This is a genomic window from Devosia lacusdianchii, from assembly GCF_022429625.1.
In the GTDB taxonomy this organism is placed as follows: Bacteria; Pseudomonadota; Alphaproteobacteria; order Rhizobiales; family Devosiaceae; genus Devosia; species Devosia lacusdianchii.
Window position 1 is genome coordinate 3,960,124 of record NZ_CP092483.1, and the last position, 18,606, is coordinate 3,978,729.

The 18,606-nt window shown below is 63.6% G+C and carries 12 protein-coding genes; all 12 read right to left on the reverse strand.

Features of this window, described 5'->3' with window-relative positions:
* Position 1: 1 nt before the first annotated feature.
* The 12 genes from MF606_RS19510 to MF606_RS19565 all read right to left on the reverse strand — a co-directional run bounded on the left by MF606_RS19510 (position 2) and on the right by MF606_RS19565 (position 18,467).
* On the reverse strand, positions 2–706 hold the full coding sequence (locus MF606_RS19510; protein WP_240230990.1) for an ABC transporter ATP-binding protein: 705 nt from the start codon (positions 704–706) through the stop codon (positions 2–4).
* Complete coding sequence (locus MF606_RS19515) at positions 707–1,489, reverse strand: ABC transporter ATP-binding protein (RefSeq protein ID WP_240230991.1); 783 nt, start codon at positions 1,487–1,489, stop codon at positions 707–709.
* Between the two features lie 101 nt (positions 1,490–1,590).
* Positions 1,591–1,965, reverse strand: coding sequence for a methylglyoxal synthase (locus MF606_RS19520; protein ID WP_420842269.1), 375 nt, complete (start codon positions 1,963–1,965; stop codon positions 1,591–1,593).
* A gap of 25 nt (positions 1,966–1,990) precedes the next feature.
* Positions 1,991–2,371: a DUF1801 domain-containing protein gene (locus tag MF606_RS19525; protein WP_240230993.1), complete on the reverse strand. Its 381-nt coding sequence runs from the start codon at positions 2,369–2,371 to the stop codon at positions 1,991–1,993.
* 89 nt (positions 2,372–2,460) lie between these two features.
* Positions 2,461–4,215: a methyl-accepting chemotaxis protein gene (locus MF606_RS19530; RefSeq protein WP_240230994.1), complete on the reverse strand. Its 1,755-nt coding sequence runs from the start codon at positions 4,213–4,215 to the stop codon at positions 2,461–2,463.
* 11 nt (positions 4,216–4,226) lie between these two features.
* Positions 4,227–4,562, reverse strand: a complete 336-nt coding sequence (locus tag MF606_RS19535; protein ID WP_240230995.1) for a hypothetical protein — start codon at positions 4,560–4,562, stop codon at positions 4,227–4,229.
* Positions 4,563–4,703: 141 nt separating this feature from the next.
* On the reverse strand, positions 4,704–6,473 hold the full coding sequence (locus tag MF606_RS19540) for a methyl-accepting chemotaxis protein (protein ID WP_240230996.1): 1,770 nt from the start codon (positions 6,471–6,473) through the stop codon (positions 4,704–4,706).
* Positions 6,474–6,826: 353 nt separating this feature from the next.
* Entirely contained in the window at positions 6,827–9,256 is a 2,430-nt protein-coding gene (locus MF606_RS19545; RefSeq protein WP_240230997.1) for a methyl-accepting chemotaxis protein, read from the reverse strand.
* 183 nt (positions 9,257–9,439) lie between these two features.
* A complete protein-coding gene (locus MF606_RS19550) occupies positions 9,440–11,467 on the reverse strand; it encodes a methyl-accepting chemotaxis protein (protein WP_240230998.1) in 2,028 nt (675 codons plus the stop codon).
* Between the two features lie 272 nt (positions 11,468–11,739).
* Positions 11,740–14,154, reverse strand: a complete 2,415-nt coding sequence (locus MF606_RS19555) for a methyl-accepting chemotaxis protein (protein WP_240230999.1) — start codon at positions 14,152–14,154, stop codon at positions 11,740–11,742.
* 18 nt (positions 14,155–14,172) lie between these two features.
* Positions 14,173–16,233 carry a methyl-accepting chemotaxis protein gene (locus MF606_RS19560; protein ID WP_240231000.1) on the reverse strand — a complete coding sequence of 687 codons (2,061 nt, stop codon included), beginning with the start codon at positions 16,231–16,233 and terminating at the stop codon, positions 14,173–14,175.
* 149 nt (positions 16,234–16,382) lie between these two features.
* Positions 16,383–18,467: a methyl-accepting chemotaxis protein gene (locus tag MF606_RS19565; protein WP_240231001.1), complete on the reverse strand. Its 2,085-nt coding sequence runs from the start codon at positions 18,465–18,467 to the stop codon at positions 16,383–16,385.
* Between the last annotated feature and the right edge of the window lie 139 nt (positions 18,468–18,606).

The following is an 18,606-nucleotide window of genomic DNA, read 5'->3' on the forward strand; positions in this document are numbered from 1 at the left end:
CTCAGCCCCCGAGGAAACTTTTGGCGACTTCGGGATCGGCGATGAGCTCGGCGCCCGTGCCGGTGAAACGGTTCTGTCCGCTGGCAAGCACAAAGCCCTTGCTGGCAAAGGCCAAAGCCTGCCGCGCATTCTGCTCGACCATGAGGACGCCGACGCCTTCGTTGTTGACGCGCACGATGGTCTCGAAGATTTCGATCACATAGCGGGGCGACAGGCCGGCAGACGGCTCATCGAGCATCAGCAGCTTGGGCTTGCTCATCAGCGCCCGGCCCATGGCCACCATCTGGCGCTGGCCACCCGACAGTTCGCCTGCAGCCTGCTTGCGCTTTTCTGCCAGCACCGGGAACATTTGATAGACCCAGTCCATCGTGTCCTTGAAATCGTCGCGCCGGGTGAAGGCGCCCATTTCGAGATTTTCTTCGACGCTCATCGAGGTGAAGACGTTCTTCTCCTGCGGCACGAAGCTCAGGCCCTTGGGCACCAGCTTGTCGGGCAGGGAATTGACGATATCCTCGCCGCCGAACTGGATCGTCCCGCCGGTGACCTTGAGCAGACCGAAAATCGCCTTGAGCGTCGTCGACTTGCCGGCGCCATTGGGGCCGACGATGACGCCGATGTCGCTCTGCTCGATAGCCATGTTGACGCCATTGAGGATCGGCGCGCCGCCATAACCACCGACGACGTGCTTGAGTTCGATCAGCGCCATTTACGCCACCTCCACCGGGGTGCCGAAATAGGCTTCGACGATTGCAGGATTGGCTCGGATTTCGGCCATCGGCCCCTCGGCGATCTTTTCGCCCTGCGCCATCACGATGACCGGGTCGCACAGGCGACCGATCAGGTCCATGTCGTGCTCGATGACGAAGAAGGTATAGCCCAATTCCTTGTTCATCCGCTCGATATTGGCGGCAAGGTCATTGAGCAGGGTCTTGTTGACACCCGCCGCCACTTCGTCGAGCAGCACCACCTTGGCGTCGACCATCATGGTGCGGCCCAGCTCGAGCAGCTTCTTCTGCCCGCCGCTGAGGTTCCCCGCCAGCTCATTTCGCACATGGCCGAGCTTGAGGAAGTCGATGACATCGAGCGCTTTCTTGCGCACCTCGGTCTCGCGCGACTTGCTGAGCCCGGGGCGGAACCAGGCATTAGCAAGATATTCACCCGGCTGGTCGCCTGGCACCATCATCAGGTTTTCCAGCGCCGTCATGTTGGAGAATTCATGGGCGATCTGAAAGGTTCGCAGCATGCCGGTGCGGAACAGCTGATGCGGCTTGAGCCCGGTCACGTCGGCGCCGTCGAAGATCACCTGGCCTTCGTCGGGCACAATATTGCCGGCCACGATATTGAACAGCGTGGACTTGCCGGCCCCGTTCGGTCCGATGAGCCCGGTGACCGAGCCACGGCGAACCGAAAGCGAGCAATTGTTCACGGCCGTCAGGCCGCCAAAGCGCTTGCTGACGTTGCGAACGTCAATAACTAAGTCAGAGGACACCCAGACCGTCCCATTTTCCCGATGCAGTCTCGCCCAGTTCAATCCGGGCAATTTTGTGGCATCTGTTCATAGAGCGGGCGAAGGGTCAACCTTACCGCGGTTCACAGGTAGGCCAGAACCGCGTCGGCTGTGGATTTGTTGTTGGCGCAAGGCACATCATAGAGCGTCGCCAGCCGCGTCAGCGCCTTCACATCCACATCATGAGGCTGGGCCGATAGCGGGTCGATAAAGAAAATTAGCACGTCCAGCCGCCCCTCGGCGATCATCGCGCCAAGCTGCTGGTCGCCGCCCAAGGGTCCGCTTTTGAGCAGGGAAACCGGCAAGCCCGTCGCCGCGATCACCCGCCCGCCGGTAGTTCCCGTGCCCCAGAGTTCATGCTCGGCAAGCTTATGTTTGTGATGCACCGCCCAGGCGCACAACTCGTCCTTCTTGTCGTCATGCGCCACAAGACCGATCCGCGCCATTGCACCCTCCAGCTCGTTGCATGCCTTCAAGCATGCTTCAGGCGAACAGGGCAATGGCCTCGCTGAGCAGGATGCCGATGGTATCGACCGGAATGTCGTCTCCCGGCTGCAGCCGCAGATAGCGTCCTTTCTTGAGCCCGTCGCCGCGCAGCAGTCCCTCGCCTTGGGCGAGCAGCCTGCCATTCTCGAAATAGAGCGCGACGCGATCCTGCTGCGGAAACACCGAGCAGACATGACCCGCGCCCGCATGGCGGAAATTGACCGCTTTCCAGCCTTTGGCGACCTTGCCGGACAGCCCCGGATGCGCCGCGACCAGCGCCACCAGCCGCGCCGTCAGCTCCCGGATGTCAGGCGGCAAGGGTTCCACCAGCTCGGCGAAATCACGCGAATAGACGGAGTCGACAACGGAGGTCAGCATGGCGGTATCCGGGGCGTTGGCGCGGCGCAGACATCGGTCCGCACCGCAACCTGGCTCTCCCATGCTGACAGGCAGTGTCAGCAGCGCCGCTAGAACTCGTTCCAGTCGGGCGAAATCGCCATATTGCCCGCCGTGCGCAGGACCGGCTGCGACCGTCGGGACCGCGGGGCGTGCACCGTCACCGGCCCGCCGACCTTGAACACTTCGACCATGCCATCAAGCTCATTGGCCTGGGCCTCGGTCTGCTCGATCGCAGCGTTGGTTTCCTCCACCAGCGCCGCGTTGTGCTGGGTCATCTCGTCCATCTGCTTGACGGCAACCGCCACTTCGCTGAGCGACAGCGATTGCTCCTGGTTGGCACGGGCGATGGCATCGATCAGGCCAGAACTTTCCTGGGCACCGCCCAGGATGGTCAGCAGCTTTTCGGCCGCCTGCCCCACGAGGCGCGACCCGTTCTTGACCTCGCTGGCACTGGCCTCGATCAGCAGTTTGACATCGGCTGAAGCGCTGGCCGCCGATTGCGCCAGCCGCCGCACTTCGACCGCCACAACGGCAAACCCCTTGCCGGCGTCGCCGGCTCTGGCCGCTTCCACCGAGGCATTGAGGGCCAGGAGATTGGTCTGGAAGGCGATGTCGTCGATCAGGCCAATGATATTGGAGATTTTTGCCGACGAGGTTTCGATTGCTGCCATGGCCGCATTGGCCTCGTCCATCACCGCGCCGCCCTCGGTAGCGCTGGCTGAGACCTCGCGCGCCTTCTGGCTGGCCGTGGCGGCAAGGCTGGCATTCTTGGACACCACGCCGGTCAGCAGCTCGACCGAAGCGGCGGTTTCCTCGATGGTCGCAGCCTGCTTGGTCGTCCGCTGCGAAAGATCGTTAGCGCCGGACAGGATTTCCCCGGTCGCCGACTTGAGCGAGCCGGACGTCACCCTCAGCCGGTTGACCAGATCGAACAGCGCATCGACAACGCCATTGGTATCGGCCTTGAGCTTGGCAAAGGCACCGCGATAGTCGCCCTCCATACGATGGGTGAGATCCCGCTCGGCCAGTGCCGTCAGCACCACCCCGGTTTCGGCAATACCCTGCTCTACCGTCGACAGCAGGACATTGATCGATTGGGCCAGCCGGTTGAGGTCTTCATCGGGGAAAGTGGCATCCACGCGCCGGCTGAAGTCACCCGACACCGCCGCGTCGACCACCTCGCCGAAACCCGATTGCAGCGCCTGCATCAGCGAAGCGCGCGTCTGGCTGGCTTCAAGACTATCCCGTGCCGCCTGCGCATGCTGAAGCGCTGTCTGGGCTTCGACCTCGGCCTCGTCCGATTTGAGATTGGCCAATTGCAGCAGCATTTCGGTGTTGCGCGTCATCCAGATCAGCGCCAGCGCTTCGGCGACCAGAATTACCGCGTGCAGGACCACCCGGCCAAGCCCGCCACCGCCATAAAACACCATCTCGCTCCAGAACAGGCCGAGCCCCAGGTGATGCACCGCCACCAGTGCCGCGCCCACCAGGATTGCCTTGATGTCGTAGAGCAGTGCGCACATTGCCAGTGCAGCAAAGAACGCCATATGGATATCGACCTGTTGCGGATGGCCGCGCATGGCGATCAGCACCGCCATCACCTGCGCCATCAGCACCGAAACCGCGAGGTACCGGAAAGCCGGCTGGCGGCGGAAGAATTTGAGCCCGCCGAACAAGGCAGCCAGCGTCGTGACTGCCAATATGCTGGCAAGCCCCGGCCCGCCCCACCGCGTCCAGTCAATGCCAGCCGCCGCCAGCGCCAGCACCGTACTCATGCCGCACAAGCCAAACGCCGCCTGCAGGCGGAAATCCTCCAAACTCACTATTTTTGCCATCACACGCCGTCCCCCGAGCCGGCACAAAGACCAATCGCAGCGACCGTGAACCATGCCCCATGGTCACGCACCCTGGCCTGAAAGGCATCGTCCAGCCCATAGGCGACGATGACATTGGGCAGCCGACTGGTATCGACGATGCGGCCGCCAGCGGCCACGACGGCACCCATGATCTCGGCCTCGTTCATCCAGGGGGCGAAAACCACCCCCATTTCGCCGACGGCCGGCGGTGCGTAAACCGCCGCAGATGCAATGACGCTGGTGAATACCGCCACGAGCGCCGCGGGCAGCAACTGCCGGCCACTGCTCTGTGGACCCTGACCACTGGAACCCATCTGGCGCCCCCACCATGGGAAACGATTACACGTTCAGTCGTCGTATCCTCTGCCCAATTGATTAACAGCCGATATCGCGAACGGTTCGAAGACTACCTATGGTCGGTAGGGCCGCCGGATCGCGGCGGCACCAGCGGCGGTTTAGAACTCGTTCCAGTCCGGCGACAGGGCCGCATTACCGGCCACGCGCAATGCCGGCGCAGGGCGACGACCACCGCGCGCGATCGGCGGCGCCCCCTCGTTGCCGATCTTGAAGACATCGACAATGCCGTCGAGTTCGCTGGCCTGGGCCTCCGTCTGCTCGATCGCGGCATTGGTTTGCTCCACCAGTGCCGCATTGTGCTGGGTCATCTCGTCCATCTGCTTGACGGCGACGGCCACCTCGCTCAACGAGAATGACTGCTCCTTGTTGGCGTGAGCGATGGAATCGATCAGCCCAGAACTTTCCTGGGCGCCGCTCAGGATGGTCAGGAGTTTCTCGGCGGCCTGGCCCACCAGCCGCGAGCCATTCTTGACCTCGCTGGCGCTGGCTTCGATCAGCACCTTAACCTCGCTGGAGGCCTGCGCCGCCGATTGCGCCAGCCGCCGCACTTCGACGGCAACGACGGCAAACCCCTTGCCGGCATCGCCGGCCCGTGCCGCTTCCACCGAAGCGTTCAGGGCCAAGAGATTGGTCTGGAAAGCAATATCGTCGATCAGGCCGATAATGTTTGAAATCTTGCCCGAGGATGTCTCGATCGCCGCCATCGCCGCATTGGCCTCGTTCATCACCGCACCACCCTCGGTGGCACTGGCGGAGACGGCCTGGGCCTTCTGGCTCGCGGTGGCGGCGCGATCCGCATTCTGTTGCACCGCTCCGGTCAATTGTTCGATGGCCGCCGACGTCTCTTCGATCGTCGCCGCCTGTCTGGTGGTGCGTTCGCTGAGGTCGTTGGCACCGGAGAGGATTTCACTGGTTGCCGTCTTGAGCGAACGCGAGGTCTTCTGCAGTCCGGTGACGATATCGAACAGCCGGGTCAGCGACTGGTTGAAGGCCAGGCGCAACTGTTCGTATTGCCCGGTGAACTCTATATCGATCCGACCACTCAGGTCGCCCTCGGCCATCTTGGCGAGGCTGCTGGTGAGGTGGGCAATGATGCCTTCGGCGCGCTTGCGTTCGGTGATGTCGGTGGCGAATTTGATCACCTTGACCGGCCTGCCCTGCGCGTCGAGGATCGGATTGTAGGACGCCTGGATCCATATCTCCTTGCCACCCTTGCCGAAGCGCTGGAACTCGGCGGCAACATATTCGCCGGCCCGCAACCGTTCCCAGAACTGGGCGTATTCTGCGCTCGCCGCATACCCGGGCTCGCAGAACATGCGGTGGTGCTTGCCCACGATTTCGTCGAGCCGATAACCCAGCGTGGCGAGGAAATTGTCATTGGCATCGCGCACCGTGCCATCGAGATTGAACTCGATCACCGCCTGCACCCGTGAGATTGCCGCAATCTGCGCCTCGTGGTCGGCCGCCTGGTTCTTCTGCGCCGTGATGTCGGTGGCGAACTTGATCACCTTGACCGGCTTGCCGGCTTTGTTGAAGACCGGGTTGTAGGTGGCCTGGATCCAGATTTCGCGGCCGCCCTTGGCGATGCGCCGATAGGCAGCGGCCTGGTACTTTCCGGCCGCGAGATCGGCCCAGAACTGGCGGTACTCGGCCGATTGCGCATCGATGGGATCGACGAACATACGGTGATGCTTGCCGGCAATTTCATCGAGCGTGTAGCCAAGCGCGCCAAGAAAATTCTCGTTTGCCGTCAGGATGGTGCCGTCAAGCTTGAACTCGATCACCGCCTGGCTGCGCATGATGGCTTCGACCTTTGCGCGGTCATCCGCAGATTTGCCGCCATATCCAAACATGGTCTTTATGCTCATAGCCATAGGGCCTCCTGCCCCGCCCTCGTCGCTTCGCGACGCTCGGGCATAATGAACGTGAATGGATAAATGCTGGTTTGGTCGACGCTTACGGGTTTTGCGTAGTCATCCACGCCACCCAGACAGGCACGCACGCCAAGCGGCAGCAGGCCCGCCCGGGCCGGCTGCCGAGAAAAACGCTGGATCGCCTGAATAGTGCCCATTGCCGATCGTTAGCGCCTCACGGCCAGCGGAATGCTGGCCGGAATCGAGATTGATCTGCGTCCAACGAGAACGCTAAGCCCGGCAGGGTTAATCGCGGGTAAAGCGCGGATGGCCGGAAGGGCGGGCCGCCCTGTCCGGATTTTGCTGCGTCAGCGGCGGCCGAAGGCCGATTTCAAGCCGTCGAGCATGCCGCGGGCACCTGAGGGGTTCTCCCGCATCGACTGCGCCCGGCCAACGGTAAAGACGCCGATCACTCGGTCCAGCTCATTGGCCTGCGCCTCGGTTTGCTCGATCGCAGCATTGGTCTCTTCGACAAGCGCGGCATTGTGCTGGGTCATCTCGTCGAGCTGGCGCACGGCGACATTGACTTCGTCGATCGAGGAAGCCTGTTCCCGGCTGGCGCGGGCGATGGTCTGGAGCAGGGCCGCGTTGGCCTTGATCGCCTCCTGCACGATGACCAGCCGGTCTGCCGCCTCCGCCACGAGGCGCGAGCCACCCTTGACCTCGTTGGCCGACTGCTCGATCAGCGTCTTGATATCGGATGATGCACTGGCGGCCGATTGCGCCAGGCGGCGCACTTCCACCGCCACCACCGCAAACCCCTTGCCGGCGTCGCCAGCCCGCGCCGCTTCCACCGAAGCGTTGAGGGCCAACAGATTGGTCTGGAAGGCGATGTCGTCGATCAGCCCGATAATGTTGGAGATCTTGGTCGACGATTGCGTGATCCGCTCCATGGCCTCATTGGCCTGCAGCATTACCGCGCCGCTGGCTTCCGCATCGCCGGTGACGCTGCGTGCCTTCTGGCTGGCATCCTCTGCCTGGCTGGCATTGTCGACGACGGTGCGGCTCAATTGCTCGATCGCAGCCGAGGTCTCCTCGATCGTGGCTGCCTGACGGGTCGTGCGCTCGCTGAGATCATTGGCCCCGGCCAGGATGTCGCCTGTCGCCGTCTTGAGCGCCCCCGACGTGCCACGCAACTGGGTGACGATCCCGCTGAGCTGCTCGGCCATGGCATTGGTGTCGGCCTTGAGCTGGGCGAAGGCGCCCTTGTACTCGCCGGTCATGCGAACGCTGAGATCGGCCTTGGCCAAGGCGCCTAGCACAGTGCCGGTCTCGGTGAGACCGCGATCGACACTGGCCACCAGGCCATTGACGTTTTGCGCCAGATTGACGAGTTCGGGATCGTTCAGGCTGGTATCGACGCGGCGCGAAAAATCGCCGTCGATCGCGGCGGCGACCACCTGGCCGATATCCTGCTGCAGGCCGCGGATGATATTCACCTGGCTCGCCCGCTCTTCGCTCATGTCGAGCTCGACCGCGCGGAGTTCGCGCATCTTGATGCCGTTGCTGCGGAACACCTCGACGGCATCGGCCATCAGGCCAAGTTCGTCGGCCCGATCGAGACCAGGTACGGCAACCTCGAGCCGATCGGCGGCGATCTCGGCCATGGCGTCGGTCAAACGCGACACCGGCCGCGTAATGGTGCGGGCGATCAGGACACTGACAATGGCCGCCAGGGCCAGCAGCACCAACCCGATGATCAGCATCGTATTGCGCAGGCCCACGGATGGCGCGGTGATTTCGGCCTCGCTCTCGAGCGCGACCACGGCCCAGTCGACGCCCGCAAAGTGCAACGGCCGCGCCGACGCGACAAAGGGCGTGCCGTCGTGATCGACGCGACCCAGGGCTTCGGTCCCACCCAGGGCGGTGGTCGTCACGTCGCTGATAACGCTCCGTTCCAGCACTTCGTTTTCCGCACTGCCCGTCAGGTCGTTGCGGGCCAGTCCATCCTGGCCAACAAGGAAGATCTGGCCTGACGCGCCCAGGCCCTGCGTATTTTCGAGCACCTGACCGATGCGGCCCGTTGGCATCTGGAAGGCGATGACCCCGATCAGGAAGCCCTGGTCGATGACCGGCGTCGCGATGAAGCTGGCCGGCGCACCGGCGCTGGGTGCATAAGGCGCGAAGTCCGACAGGAATACCTGGCCGGCCTCGCCCGCCAGCGCCGCCCGCACCACCTTGCCCAGATCCGAATCCGCCCACGGCCCGCCGCCTTCGGCAAAGCTGGTGGCGAAATCGGCTTCCTTGGCGACGGTATAGACGTTCATTGCCTCCGCATCGAACAGGAAGATGTCGTAATAGCCGCGCGACTGCAGCATGTCGCGGAAGTCGGCATTGAGCCCGCGGTGATGCAGGTCATAGACCGGCACCTTGTCGCTGGAATCGAGCAGCGCACGCTCGCCGACCGGGTTGGGATTCTGCGTGATATAGGCGTCCTGGAGAATTTCCGTTGGATCGCCCTGCCCCCTCAGCGACCGCATGTCGCCCGAGAACATGTCGATCGCCGCCGAAATTTCCGAGCGTCCCGCGAAGAGCGTCAGGTCGTCGGCCACCGATTGCAGATAGCTGTCGAGCGTCGCCTGGGCGTTCGCCGATGCCGCTGTCAGACGTTGCTGCGCCTGTTGGCTGACAATGGCATCGCCAACGAAATACGCCGCCAGCGCCAGGCTGGCACCAGTGGCAAGTGCGATGGCCACGACCATGGCCGGCAGTTTGAACGCAAGTTTGATCTGGGACATCGAAAGAGCTTCCGGAGTTGTAGCTATGCTGCCTTTTGCCAAGGCATGCCCGCAGCTCCTCTCCGCGGCCATGACGCGGAAAAACTCTACGAATGCAATGGTTAAGGAAGCCCTCCAGCCACTGTCACCCGGCCGTCATGGAGCGGGCCGGACGCAACATCCGGCCCGCTTGTTTGCGTGCTTCTAGAACTCGTTCCAGTCGGTAGAAATCGCCGCATTGCCCTGGCTGAGATAGGCCTTTGCCGCCTTGCGAACGGCAGGCGTCGCCGGCCGCACTGGCGCGGCCGCCCGCGTCACTGGCGCGACAGCCGCCGCGCCACCGGTGGTAAAGACCGCCACGATCTGGTCGAGCTCGTTGGCCTGCCCTTCGGTCTGTTCAATCGCCGCATTGGTCTCTTCCACCAAAGCCGCATTGTGCTGCGTCATCTCGTCCATCTGGCGGACGGCGATATTGACCTCTTCGATGGCCGAGGCCTGCTCGCGGCTTTCGCGGGCAATGCTTTCCATCAGCTGGTTGTTGGCGCGCGCCGCTGCCAGCATGGCCGAAAGCCTTGCCGCCGCGTCCGATACCAGCCGCGAGCCCAGGCTCACCTCGCCGGCCGACTGCTCGATCAACACCTTGACATCAGCCGAAGCGCTGGCTGCCGACTGGGCCAGGCGCCGCACTTCCACGGCCACCACCGCAAAGCCCTTGCCGGCATCGCCGGCGCGGGCCGCTTCGACCGAGGCGTTGAGGGCCAGGAGATTGGTCTGGAAAGCGATATCGTCGATCAGCCCGATAATGTTGGAAATCTTGCCCGAGCTGGCTTCGATCGCCGCCATGGCGGCATTGGCCTTTTCCATCACCTGGCCGCCTTCCTCAGCCGTGCGCGTCACTTCGCCGGCATTGACGCTGGCATCGCGAGCGCGCTCGGCATTCTGGATGACCGTGCCCGCCAGCTGGTCCATGGCGGCAGAGGTTTCTTCGATCGTCGCCGCCTGCTTGGTGGTGCGCTCGGAAAGATCGTTGGCACCCGACAGGATTTCGCCGGTCGCGGTCTTGAGCGTCCGCGAGGTGTTCTTGAGGCGGCTGACCACGTCGGTCAGTGTATCGGCCACCGCATTGGTATCCGCCTTGAGGCGGGCGAAGGCACCCTGGTACTCGCCCTCCATCCGCTCGGTCAGGTCGGTATTGGCCAGGGCCGTCAGCACGCGGCCGGTTTCGCCCAGGCCGCGTTCGACCGTACCCACGAGGCTATTGACGCTTGCCGCCAGGCCATTGAGTTCCGGATCGGGGAATTCGGCATTGACCCGGCCGCTGAAGTCGCCGGCGATGGCGCCATCCACCACCTGCCCGAACGCACCCTGCAACTCGCGCATCATGGTCCGGCGCTGCTGCTCCTCGGCGATAATGCGGGCGGCCTCGGCCTCGGTCATCTGGCTGACCTTGAGCCCGTTCTCGCGGAACACCGCTACGGCGCGCACCATATTGCCGATCTCGTCGCTGCGATCCTGCCCTTCGAGCGCCACCTCGAAGTCATTGTCGGCGAGGCGCACCATGTCGCCGGTCAAAGCCGCGATCGGGCGGCTGATGGAGCGAGCGATGAGAACGCCCAGCACCAGCATCACTGCCATCGCGCCCAGCGTGATAGCGGCGCTGGCCATGGCGGCCTGCCAGAAGATGGCGTCGACCGTCGTCAGCAGCACACCCGAGCCGATCACCCAGCCCCAGGGCTCGAAAGCCTGCGCATAGGTCACCTTGTCCTTGAACGTTCCATCCTTGTCCTTGAAGGCGTAGGACACGAAGTAGGACCCCTGCGTCTTGGCCGCAGTGATCATCTCGTCGAGATAGAGCTTGCCGTTGCCGTCGACCACGGCCTTGCGGTCCGTGCCCTCTTTTTCGGGCTGATAGGCATGCATCACGTTGACGTAGTCGTAGCTGTCGATGAACAGGTACTCCCCGTCCTGGTAGCGCATGAACCGCAGTGCCTCGAGCGCCGCCGCCTGGGCGGCCTCGGTCGTCATCGTGCCGGCCTCTGCCAGATCATAGTAATGCTGCACCACACCGGCGCCGGCCTGCACCACGCTCTGGATTTCGGTGCGCTTGAACGCGTCCAGGTCCTGCCGCAGCGCATAGAGCTGGTAGGAGACGATGGCAAAGAACCCCAGCGCGAAGACGAAGAGCAGGCTGTAGAGGCGTCTGGCGATACTGCCGGTGAACAAACGAGACAAGGTGGGCTCCAGGGGACGAACGATCAAAAGGGGTTGGCAGTCGCGGCAACGCCGAGACCAAAGCTGCAAGCGGTGATGGAGAAGCTCCTGGACGGCATCGAACCTCGTAGTGGCTCACGCCCGCTCGGCGGGATGAGTCAGAGATTTAAGTGCGTCCGAGGTAGATAATCGCAGTTCGGCATTAAGGCGCGGTAAACCACGCCGGCCTCCGAAGCCCAAAAACGCGAAGGGCGCCCAATCGGCGCCCTTGCTGCTTCAACTCGGAGATGCGCCTAGAACTCGGACCAGTCCTTGGCGATGGCGGCATTGCCCTCGCTGAGATAGGAGCGGGCGGCGGAGCGCACCTTGTCGACCACACCGCGCGCTTGTGTCGTCGCCCGCACCGGTCTCGCCGACCTGGCGGTGGCGCTGTCTATCGTGAACACATCCACCACGCGGTCGAGCTCGCTGGCCTGCGCCTCGGTCTGCTCGATCGCCGCGTTGGTTTCTTCCACCAGCGCGGCATTGTGCTGGGTCATCTCATCGAGCGCCCGCACGGCGACCGTCACCTCGTCGATAGCGGCGGCCTGCTCGCGGCTGGCTCGGGCGATCGACTGCATCAATTCGGCATTCTCGTTGATGGCGGACAGCATGGCGGCCAGCTGCTCGGCGGCGTTGGAGACCAGCTTGCTGCCACCTTTGACCTCGCTCGCCGATTGCTCGATGAGCGCCTTGATGTCGGACGAGGCGCTGGCCGCCGATTGCGCCAGGCGCCGCACTTCCACCGCCACCACCGCAAAGCCCTTACCGGCATCGCCGGCGCGCGCCGCTTCCACCGACGCATTGAGCGCCAGCAAATTGGTCTGGAAGGCAATGTCGTCGATCATGCCGATAATGTTGGAAATCTTGGACGAACTCGACGTGATGCGTTCCATCGCCGCATTGGCGTCACCCATGGTGACACCGCTTTGCGCCGCCGTAGCCGAGACCTTCTGCGCCATACCGTTGGCGTCTTCCGCCATGCGGGCATTGTCCGCCACCGTGGACGCCAATTGCTCCATGGCCGCCGTGGTTTCCTCGATCGTCGCCGCCTGCCGCGTGGTCCGTTCGCTGAGATCGTTCATGCCCGACAGGATTTCGCCGGTGGCCTGCTTCAGCGCGCCCGAGATCTGCTTGGCGCCGCCAACCACTTCGGTCAGCTTCTCGCTCACCGCATTGGTATCGCTCTTGAGGCGGGCAAAAGCGCCCTGGTAATCGCCCAGCATACGCTTGGTCAGGTCGGTATCGGCCAAGGCGCCCAGCACCACGCCGGTTTCGCCAATGCCGCGATCCACGGTTTCGACCAGGCTGTTGACGCTGCCCGCCAGCGAGTTGAGCTCCTGGTCGGGGAACTGGGCATGTACGCGCTTGGAGAAGTCGCCGGCGATCGCCGCATCCACCACTTCGCCGAAGGCCGCCTGCAATGCGACCATCATGTCGGTGCGCTCGACCCGGCGCCGCACCGAGGCGGCCCGCTCTTCCTCGGTCATCTGGCTCATCTTGGCGCCGTTGTCGCGGAAGATCTCGACGGCACGCGCCAGCTTGCCGATCTCATCGGCACGCGTGGTGCCGGGCACCTCGACATCATGATTGCCGCCGGCAACGGTCTCGACCGTCGCCGTCAGCGCACCCAGCGGCTTGCCGAGCATGCCGCGCAGCAGCATGAACAGGATGGCGCAAGCCACCAGCACGCAGAGCGCAGCCAGACCCGCAATGGTCAGCCGAACTTCGTTGACCGTCGCCGCCAGCGTGGCCTCGGGCACGCTCGAAATCACCACCCACTGGTCCGATGCCGTGCCCACCGTGATCGGCTGGGCGATATTGTTCATCGCTACGCCGCTGCCATCGGCACTACCGGCCTCGGCCGAGCCAGCCGTCAGCGCATTCGCCACGAGATTGGCCAGTGGATCGGCCGCATCAAGCGGCTTGCCGAGCAGCGCCGCATCGGGATGCGCAACGACGATGCCGGATGCGGTGACCACCGCGACATTGCCGGTACCGAGCGGCTTGATAGCGGCTAGGCGCGCACCGAGGTCGGCCAGTGACAGATCGACGCCGGCAGTACCGAGATAGGTCCCGCCCGCCTTGATCGGGGCGCCGAACGACATGATCAGCGTATCAACGCCGCCGACACTGTAATTGTAGGGCTCGATAGCCGCCAGCCGATCGAGTGCCTTGGGCACCTGGTAATAGGCACCGGCTGTCTGGTCATCATAATCGAGGAGCGCTTCCACCGCGACCGAGCCACTGCCGCGGTTCCAGTACGGCACATAACGCCCCGAGGCGTCCGTGCCCGTCGTATTGACGAATTGCGCATCCTTGCCGTCGAGCGCATTGGGCTCCCAACCCGACCAGGTGCCGAGCAGTTCCGTGTTGCGCTCTAGCGCGCCCCGCAGCACCGCGTCATAAGTCGCTCGATCGCTCACGCCCGAGGCCTTGAGCGCTTCAAGCACACCCGCCAGGTCATAGGCTACGCTGGAGGCGGCAGTGAGGCTTGCCTCGACCTCGCGGGCCACCGACTGCGTCGCCGCGGTTTGCAGCGCCTGGGTTTGCGCTTCGATGGTCCGGCTGACCTGCAACACCAGCAGCACGATGCCGATGGCAAAGGTAATCGCCAGCGCTACGCCACTGAGCAGCGCAACCTTGATAGACAGAGAACGCGTAAACATCGTCGGAGCGCCTATGGGCTAGAATTCGTTCCAGTCGGGAGCAACTGCCGCGTTGCCATGTGTGGTGAGATTGGCCGAAGCCGATGCCAGACGTTGCTGGAGGCCACGAGCGCCCCCGACATTGCGCTCGCGCACCGGTGCCTCGGCCTGACGGCCGCCGATCTGGAACACTTCCACAATGCGGTCCAGCTCGGTCGCCTGCGCCTCGGTCTGCTCGATCGCGGCATTGGTCTCTTCCACCAGGGCCGCATTGTGCTGGGTCATCTCGTCCATGGTCTGGACGGCGGTCTTGACCTCTTCGATGGCCGCGGCCTGCTCGCGGCTGTCATTGGCGATCGACCCCAGCAGCTCATTGTTGCCGCGCGCCGCATCGAGCATCGCCTTGAGCTTGCCGGCGGCCTCGCCGACCAGCTTGGAGCCCGAGTTCACTTCCCCGGCCGATTGCTCGATCAGGGCTTTCACCTCGGACGAGGCCTGCGCCGCCGACTGCGCCAGGCGCCGCACTTCCACCGCGACGACGGCAAACCCCTTGCCGGCATCACCGGCACGCGCGGCTTCCACCGAGGCGTTGAGGGCCAGAAGATTGGTCTGGAAGGCAATGTCGTCGATCATGCCGATAATGTTGGAGATCTTGGACGAGGAATTGGTGATCCGCTCCATGGCGGCCGTTGCCGCATCCATGACCTTGCCGCCTTCTTCGGCGGTGCGCGTCACCTGCGCCGCATTGGTGCTGGCATCCTCGGCGCGCTTGGCATTCTGCATCACCGTATTGGCGAGCTGTTCCATGGCAGCTGACGTTTCCTCGATGGTCGCCGCCTGCTTGGTGGTGCGCTCGGAAAGGTCGTTGGCGCCCGAGAGGATTTCCCCGGTTGCCGTCTTCAGCGACCCCGACGTGTGGCGCAGCTGGCCAACCACTTCGGTCAGCTTGTCGGCCACCGCATTGACGTCGCTCTTGAGCGTCGCGAAGGCGCCCTCATAATCGCCCTCCATGCGCTCGGTCAGATCCGTATTGGCCATGGCGCCCAGCACATGACCGATTTCGGTGACGCCGCGATTGAAGGTCGAAACCAGATTGTTGACGCTGGCAGCCAGGCCATTGAGTTCCGGATCGGGGAACTCGACCGTAACCTGCTTGCTGAAGTCACCGGCCACCGCCGCGTCGACCACGACGCCAAACGCGCCCTGCAGCTCGGTCATCATCTTCTGGCGGTTTTCCTGGTCGGCGATGATGCGGGCCGCTTCCGCCTCAGTCATCTGGCTGACGCGCAGTCCGTTCTGGCGGAATATTTCCACCGCGCGCGCCATGGCGCCCACTTCATTGCCGAGGTCCGTATAAGGCACCTCGGCCTCGTAATTGCCCTCGGCAATCGCGTCCATCGAAACGGCCAGCTTCGGAATAGGCTTGGTGATCCCGCGCGACAGCAGCAGCCCGAGCAGCCCCAGCGCGATGGTGACCGCGCCCCCGACCATGGCGATGAGGCCCAGCACGCCATTGGCCGAGGCTTCAACCGCCGCCATGGGCGTACCCACGAAAATGGCACCCATGACTTCGCCACTCATCTTTTCCACCGGCTGCAGCGCGCCGAAATACGTGGTGCCGTTGAGCGGCAGGGTGCCGATATATTGCTCGCCTGCCATCAACGGCGCGTAAGCCGGGCTCGACGCATCGAGCACCAGATCGGCCAACCGCGTACCGTCGGGACCGGCCAGGCTGGTGGTCTTGCCGACCAGGTTCTGCGTCGCGCTATCGAGCACGTAGATCGATGCGTCCTGCTTGGTGACGCGGGTAACCGAGTCGATCACTTCGGTGTCGTAGAACGGGGGGATGGCCCAGCTCTGGAAGGCATCCATCGTGCCCTCCGGCGTCCAGTTCAGTACCGAACCCGAAATGCGCCGCTCCAGGATGGTGGCGGCAACCCCCAGATTGGCGCTCTGTTCGACGCGGCTCTCGGCGATCGATTGCGAATAAAGGCTCATATAGATCGTGGCGGACACCGCCGCGATCGAACCGATAATGGCCACCAGCACCAGAGCCGCAATGGCCGTGGTCATCTTGATGTTGCCAAAGAACTTGCGCATGGATGTATTTCCCCCCGAGGCATCCGACGCGCCAAATCCGACGCACGTCTTGTGGACCTGTGATGAGGGAAATTACGGCACAGCCGTTAATCTATCGTTGTCCACGCGGCCGCCAACAGGATTGGCGGCCGAATTCGCGGGGCCTGTGACTAGAATTCGTTCCAATCCCGGTCGATGGCGGCATTGCCGTGGCTCAGATAAGACTTGGCGACCGTCCTGAGCTTGTCCTGTAGTCCCCGCGCCCCAGCGGGCGGTGTGGCCTGGGCTGGTCTTGCGCTGGGCCCCGCCTGCCCGACCACGAAGACATCTACGATACGATCGAGCTCAATGGCCTGCGCCTCGGTCTGCTCGATGGCGGCATTGATCTCCTCGACCAGGGCCGCATTGTGCTGGGTCATCTCGTCCATGGTGCGGACGGCGGTGTTGACCTCTTCGATCGCCCCGGCCTGCTCGCGGCTTTCCTTGGCAATGCCGCTCATCAGCTCGTTGGACGACCGCACCGCGCCCAGCATGGATTCAAGCTTGGTGGCGGCATCCGATACCAGCCGCGAGCCGCCCTTGACCTCATTGGCCGACTGCTCGATCAGCACCTTGACCTCGCTCGATGCATTGGCGGCTGACTGCGCCAGGCGCCGCACTTCCACCGCCACCACGGCGAAGCCCTTGCCGGCGTCGCCAGCGCGAGCGGCTTCCACCGACGCGTTCAAGGCCAAGAGATTGGTCTGGAAGGCGATATCGTCGATCAGTCCGATAATGTTGGAAATCTTGCCCGACGACTGGGTGATGCGCTCCATAGCCTCAGTGGCCTGGTGCATCACCTGCCCGCCCTCTTCGGCCGCGCGCGTCACCTCAGATGCCACAGTGCTGGCTTCGCCGGCCCGCTTGGCATTCTGCATCACCGTGGTCGCCAGCTGCTCCATCGCCGCCGACGTCTCCTCGATCGTCGCCGCCTGCTTGGTTGTGCGTTCGCTGAGGTCATTGGCGCCCGAGAGAATTTCCCCGGTCGCGGTCTTGAGCGTTCCAGAAGTCTGGCGCAATTGACCCACGACCTCGGTCAGCTTGTCGGCAACGGCATTGGTATTGCTCTTGAGCTGGGCGAAAGCGCCCTCATAGTCGCCCTCCATGCGCAGGCTGAGGTCGGTATGCGCCAGGGCGTCCAGCACCGTACCGATTTCGCTGACCCCGCGATTGAAGGTCGAAACCAGGTTGTTGACGCTTGAGGCAAGCCCATTGAGCTCGGGGTCTGGAAACTCCACCGTCACCTGACGCGTGAAGTCGCCGGCCACCGCCGCGTCGACAACGACACCGAACGCGCTTTGCAGCTCGGTCATCATCTTCTGCCGGTTTTCCTGATCGGCCACGATCCGCGCCGCCTCGGCCTCGGTCATCTGGCTGACGCGCAAGCCGTTGTCGCGGAACACCTCGATGGCGCGGGCCATGGCCCCCACTTCGTTGCCGCGTTCCGTGTAGGGCACCTCGGTATCGTAGTGGCTCTCGGCGATCGCCTCCATGGCGCCGGCCAGCCGGGGGATCGGCCGCGTGATCATCAGCGACAGTATGTAGCCGACCACCCCCAGGACGCCGGTAACCACCAGGGCCGTCACCAGCATCAGCACCATCATGTCGCCAAGCGTGCCCTCGATCGCCGCGACCTTCTCGCCGACGAACAAAGCGCCGGCCAATGCGCCGTCTTCCCGAATGATGGGATGGTAGGCGGTGAAGTAGCGCTCGCCCTCAATGCTCTGCTCGGCAAAATAGGCCTCACCCGCACTGAGCGCGGCAATGACCGGACCAGCCGGGTCGAGCACGCTGCCCTTGTCGCTGCTGCCGTCCGCTTTCACCAGCGTCGTCGTGTTGACCACCAATTCCTTGGTGTCCTTGTCGGCGATGTAGATCGCCGTTTCGGCGTCGGTGACCCGGCGGATGCCATCGACCAGTTCGGTGTCGAAGAATGGCAGCAGCGCCCACAGCGATATCTGGCCGAGCTGGCCGTCCTCGCCCCAATTGACGACCGTGCCGCCCTTGCCGTTGGTCGCACTGGCGAAGATCGTCGCCGCGGTCTTCATATTGCCCGCTTGCTGTTCGCGGCCCTGCTCGATCACCGCCGAGCGCATGCTGATGTAGATCGCGCTCGCCACGACGCTGATCGATGTCACGATCGCCACGATGACCAGCGCGGAGATCATGAACCGCAGGCTGAGACGGCCAAAAAGAGCAGAAACGGATTTGAACATGGCGAGGCCCCCCAGCACCTGCGCGAGATCGGTGCAAGGAGGCTAAACACTGCCATTTAAATAAGTATTACAACGACTTAACTATCCATCATTTTCAGTGAGCAGCCCAAACACTGAAAACGGGCACCAAATTCATCAA

What these genes read in the sequence shown, in the direction of transcription:
- MF606_RS19510 (WP_240230990.1), bottom strand. Translation starts at nt 706, where the DNA reads ATGGCGCTGATCGAACTCAAGCACGTCGTCGGTGGTTATGGCGGCGCG.
- MF606_RS19525 (WP_240230993.1), bottom strand. Translation starts at nt 2,371, where the DNA reads ATGCTGACCTCCGTTGTCGACTCCGTCTATTCGCGTGATTTCGCCGAG.
- MF606_RS19535 (WP_240230995.1), bottom strand. Translation starts at nt 4,562, where the DNA reads ATGGGTTCCAGTGGTCAGGGTCCACAGAGCAGTGGCCGGCAGTTGCTG.
- MF606_RS19540 (WP_240230996.1), bottom strand. Translation starts at nt 6,473, where the DNA reads ATGAGCATAAAGACCATGTTTGGATATGGCGGCAAATCTGCGGATGAC.
- MF606_RS19545 (WP_240230997.1), bottom strand. Translation starts at nt 9,256, where the DNA reads ATGTCCCAGATCAAACTTGCGTTCAAACTGCCGGCCATGGTCGTGGCC.
- MF606_RS19555 (WP_240230999.1), bottom strand. Translation starts at nt 14,154, where the DNA reads ATGTTTACGCGTTCTCTGTCTATCAAGGTTGCGCTGCTCAGTGGCGTA.
- MF606_RS19560 (WP_240231000.1), bottom strand. Translation starts at nt 16,233, where the DNA reads ATGCGCAAGTTCTTTGGCAACATCAAGATGACCACGGCCATTGCGGCT.
- MF606_RS19565 (WP_240231001.1), bottom strand. Translation starts at nt 18,467, where the DNA reads ATGTTCAAATCCGTTTCTGCTCTTTTTGGCCGTCTCAGCCTGCGGTTC.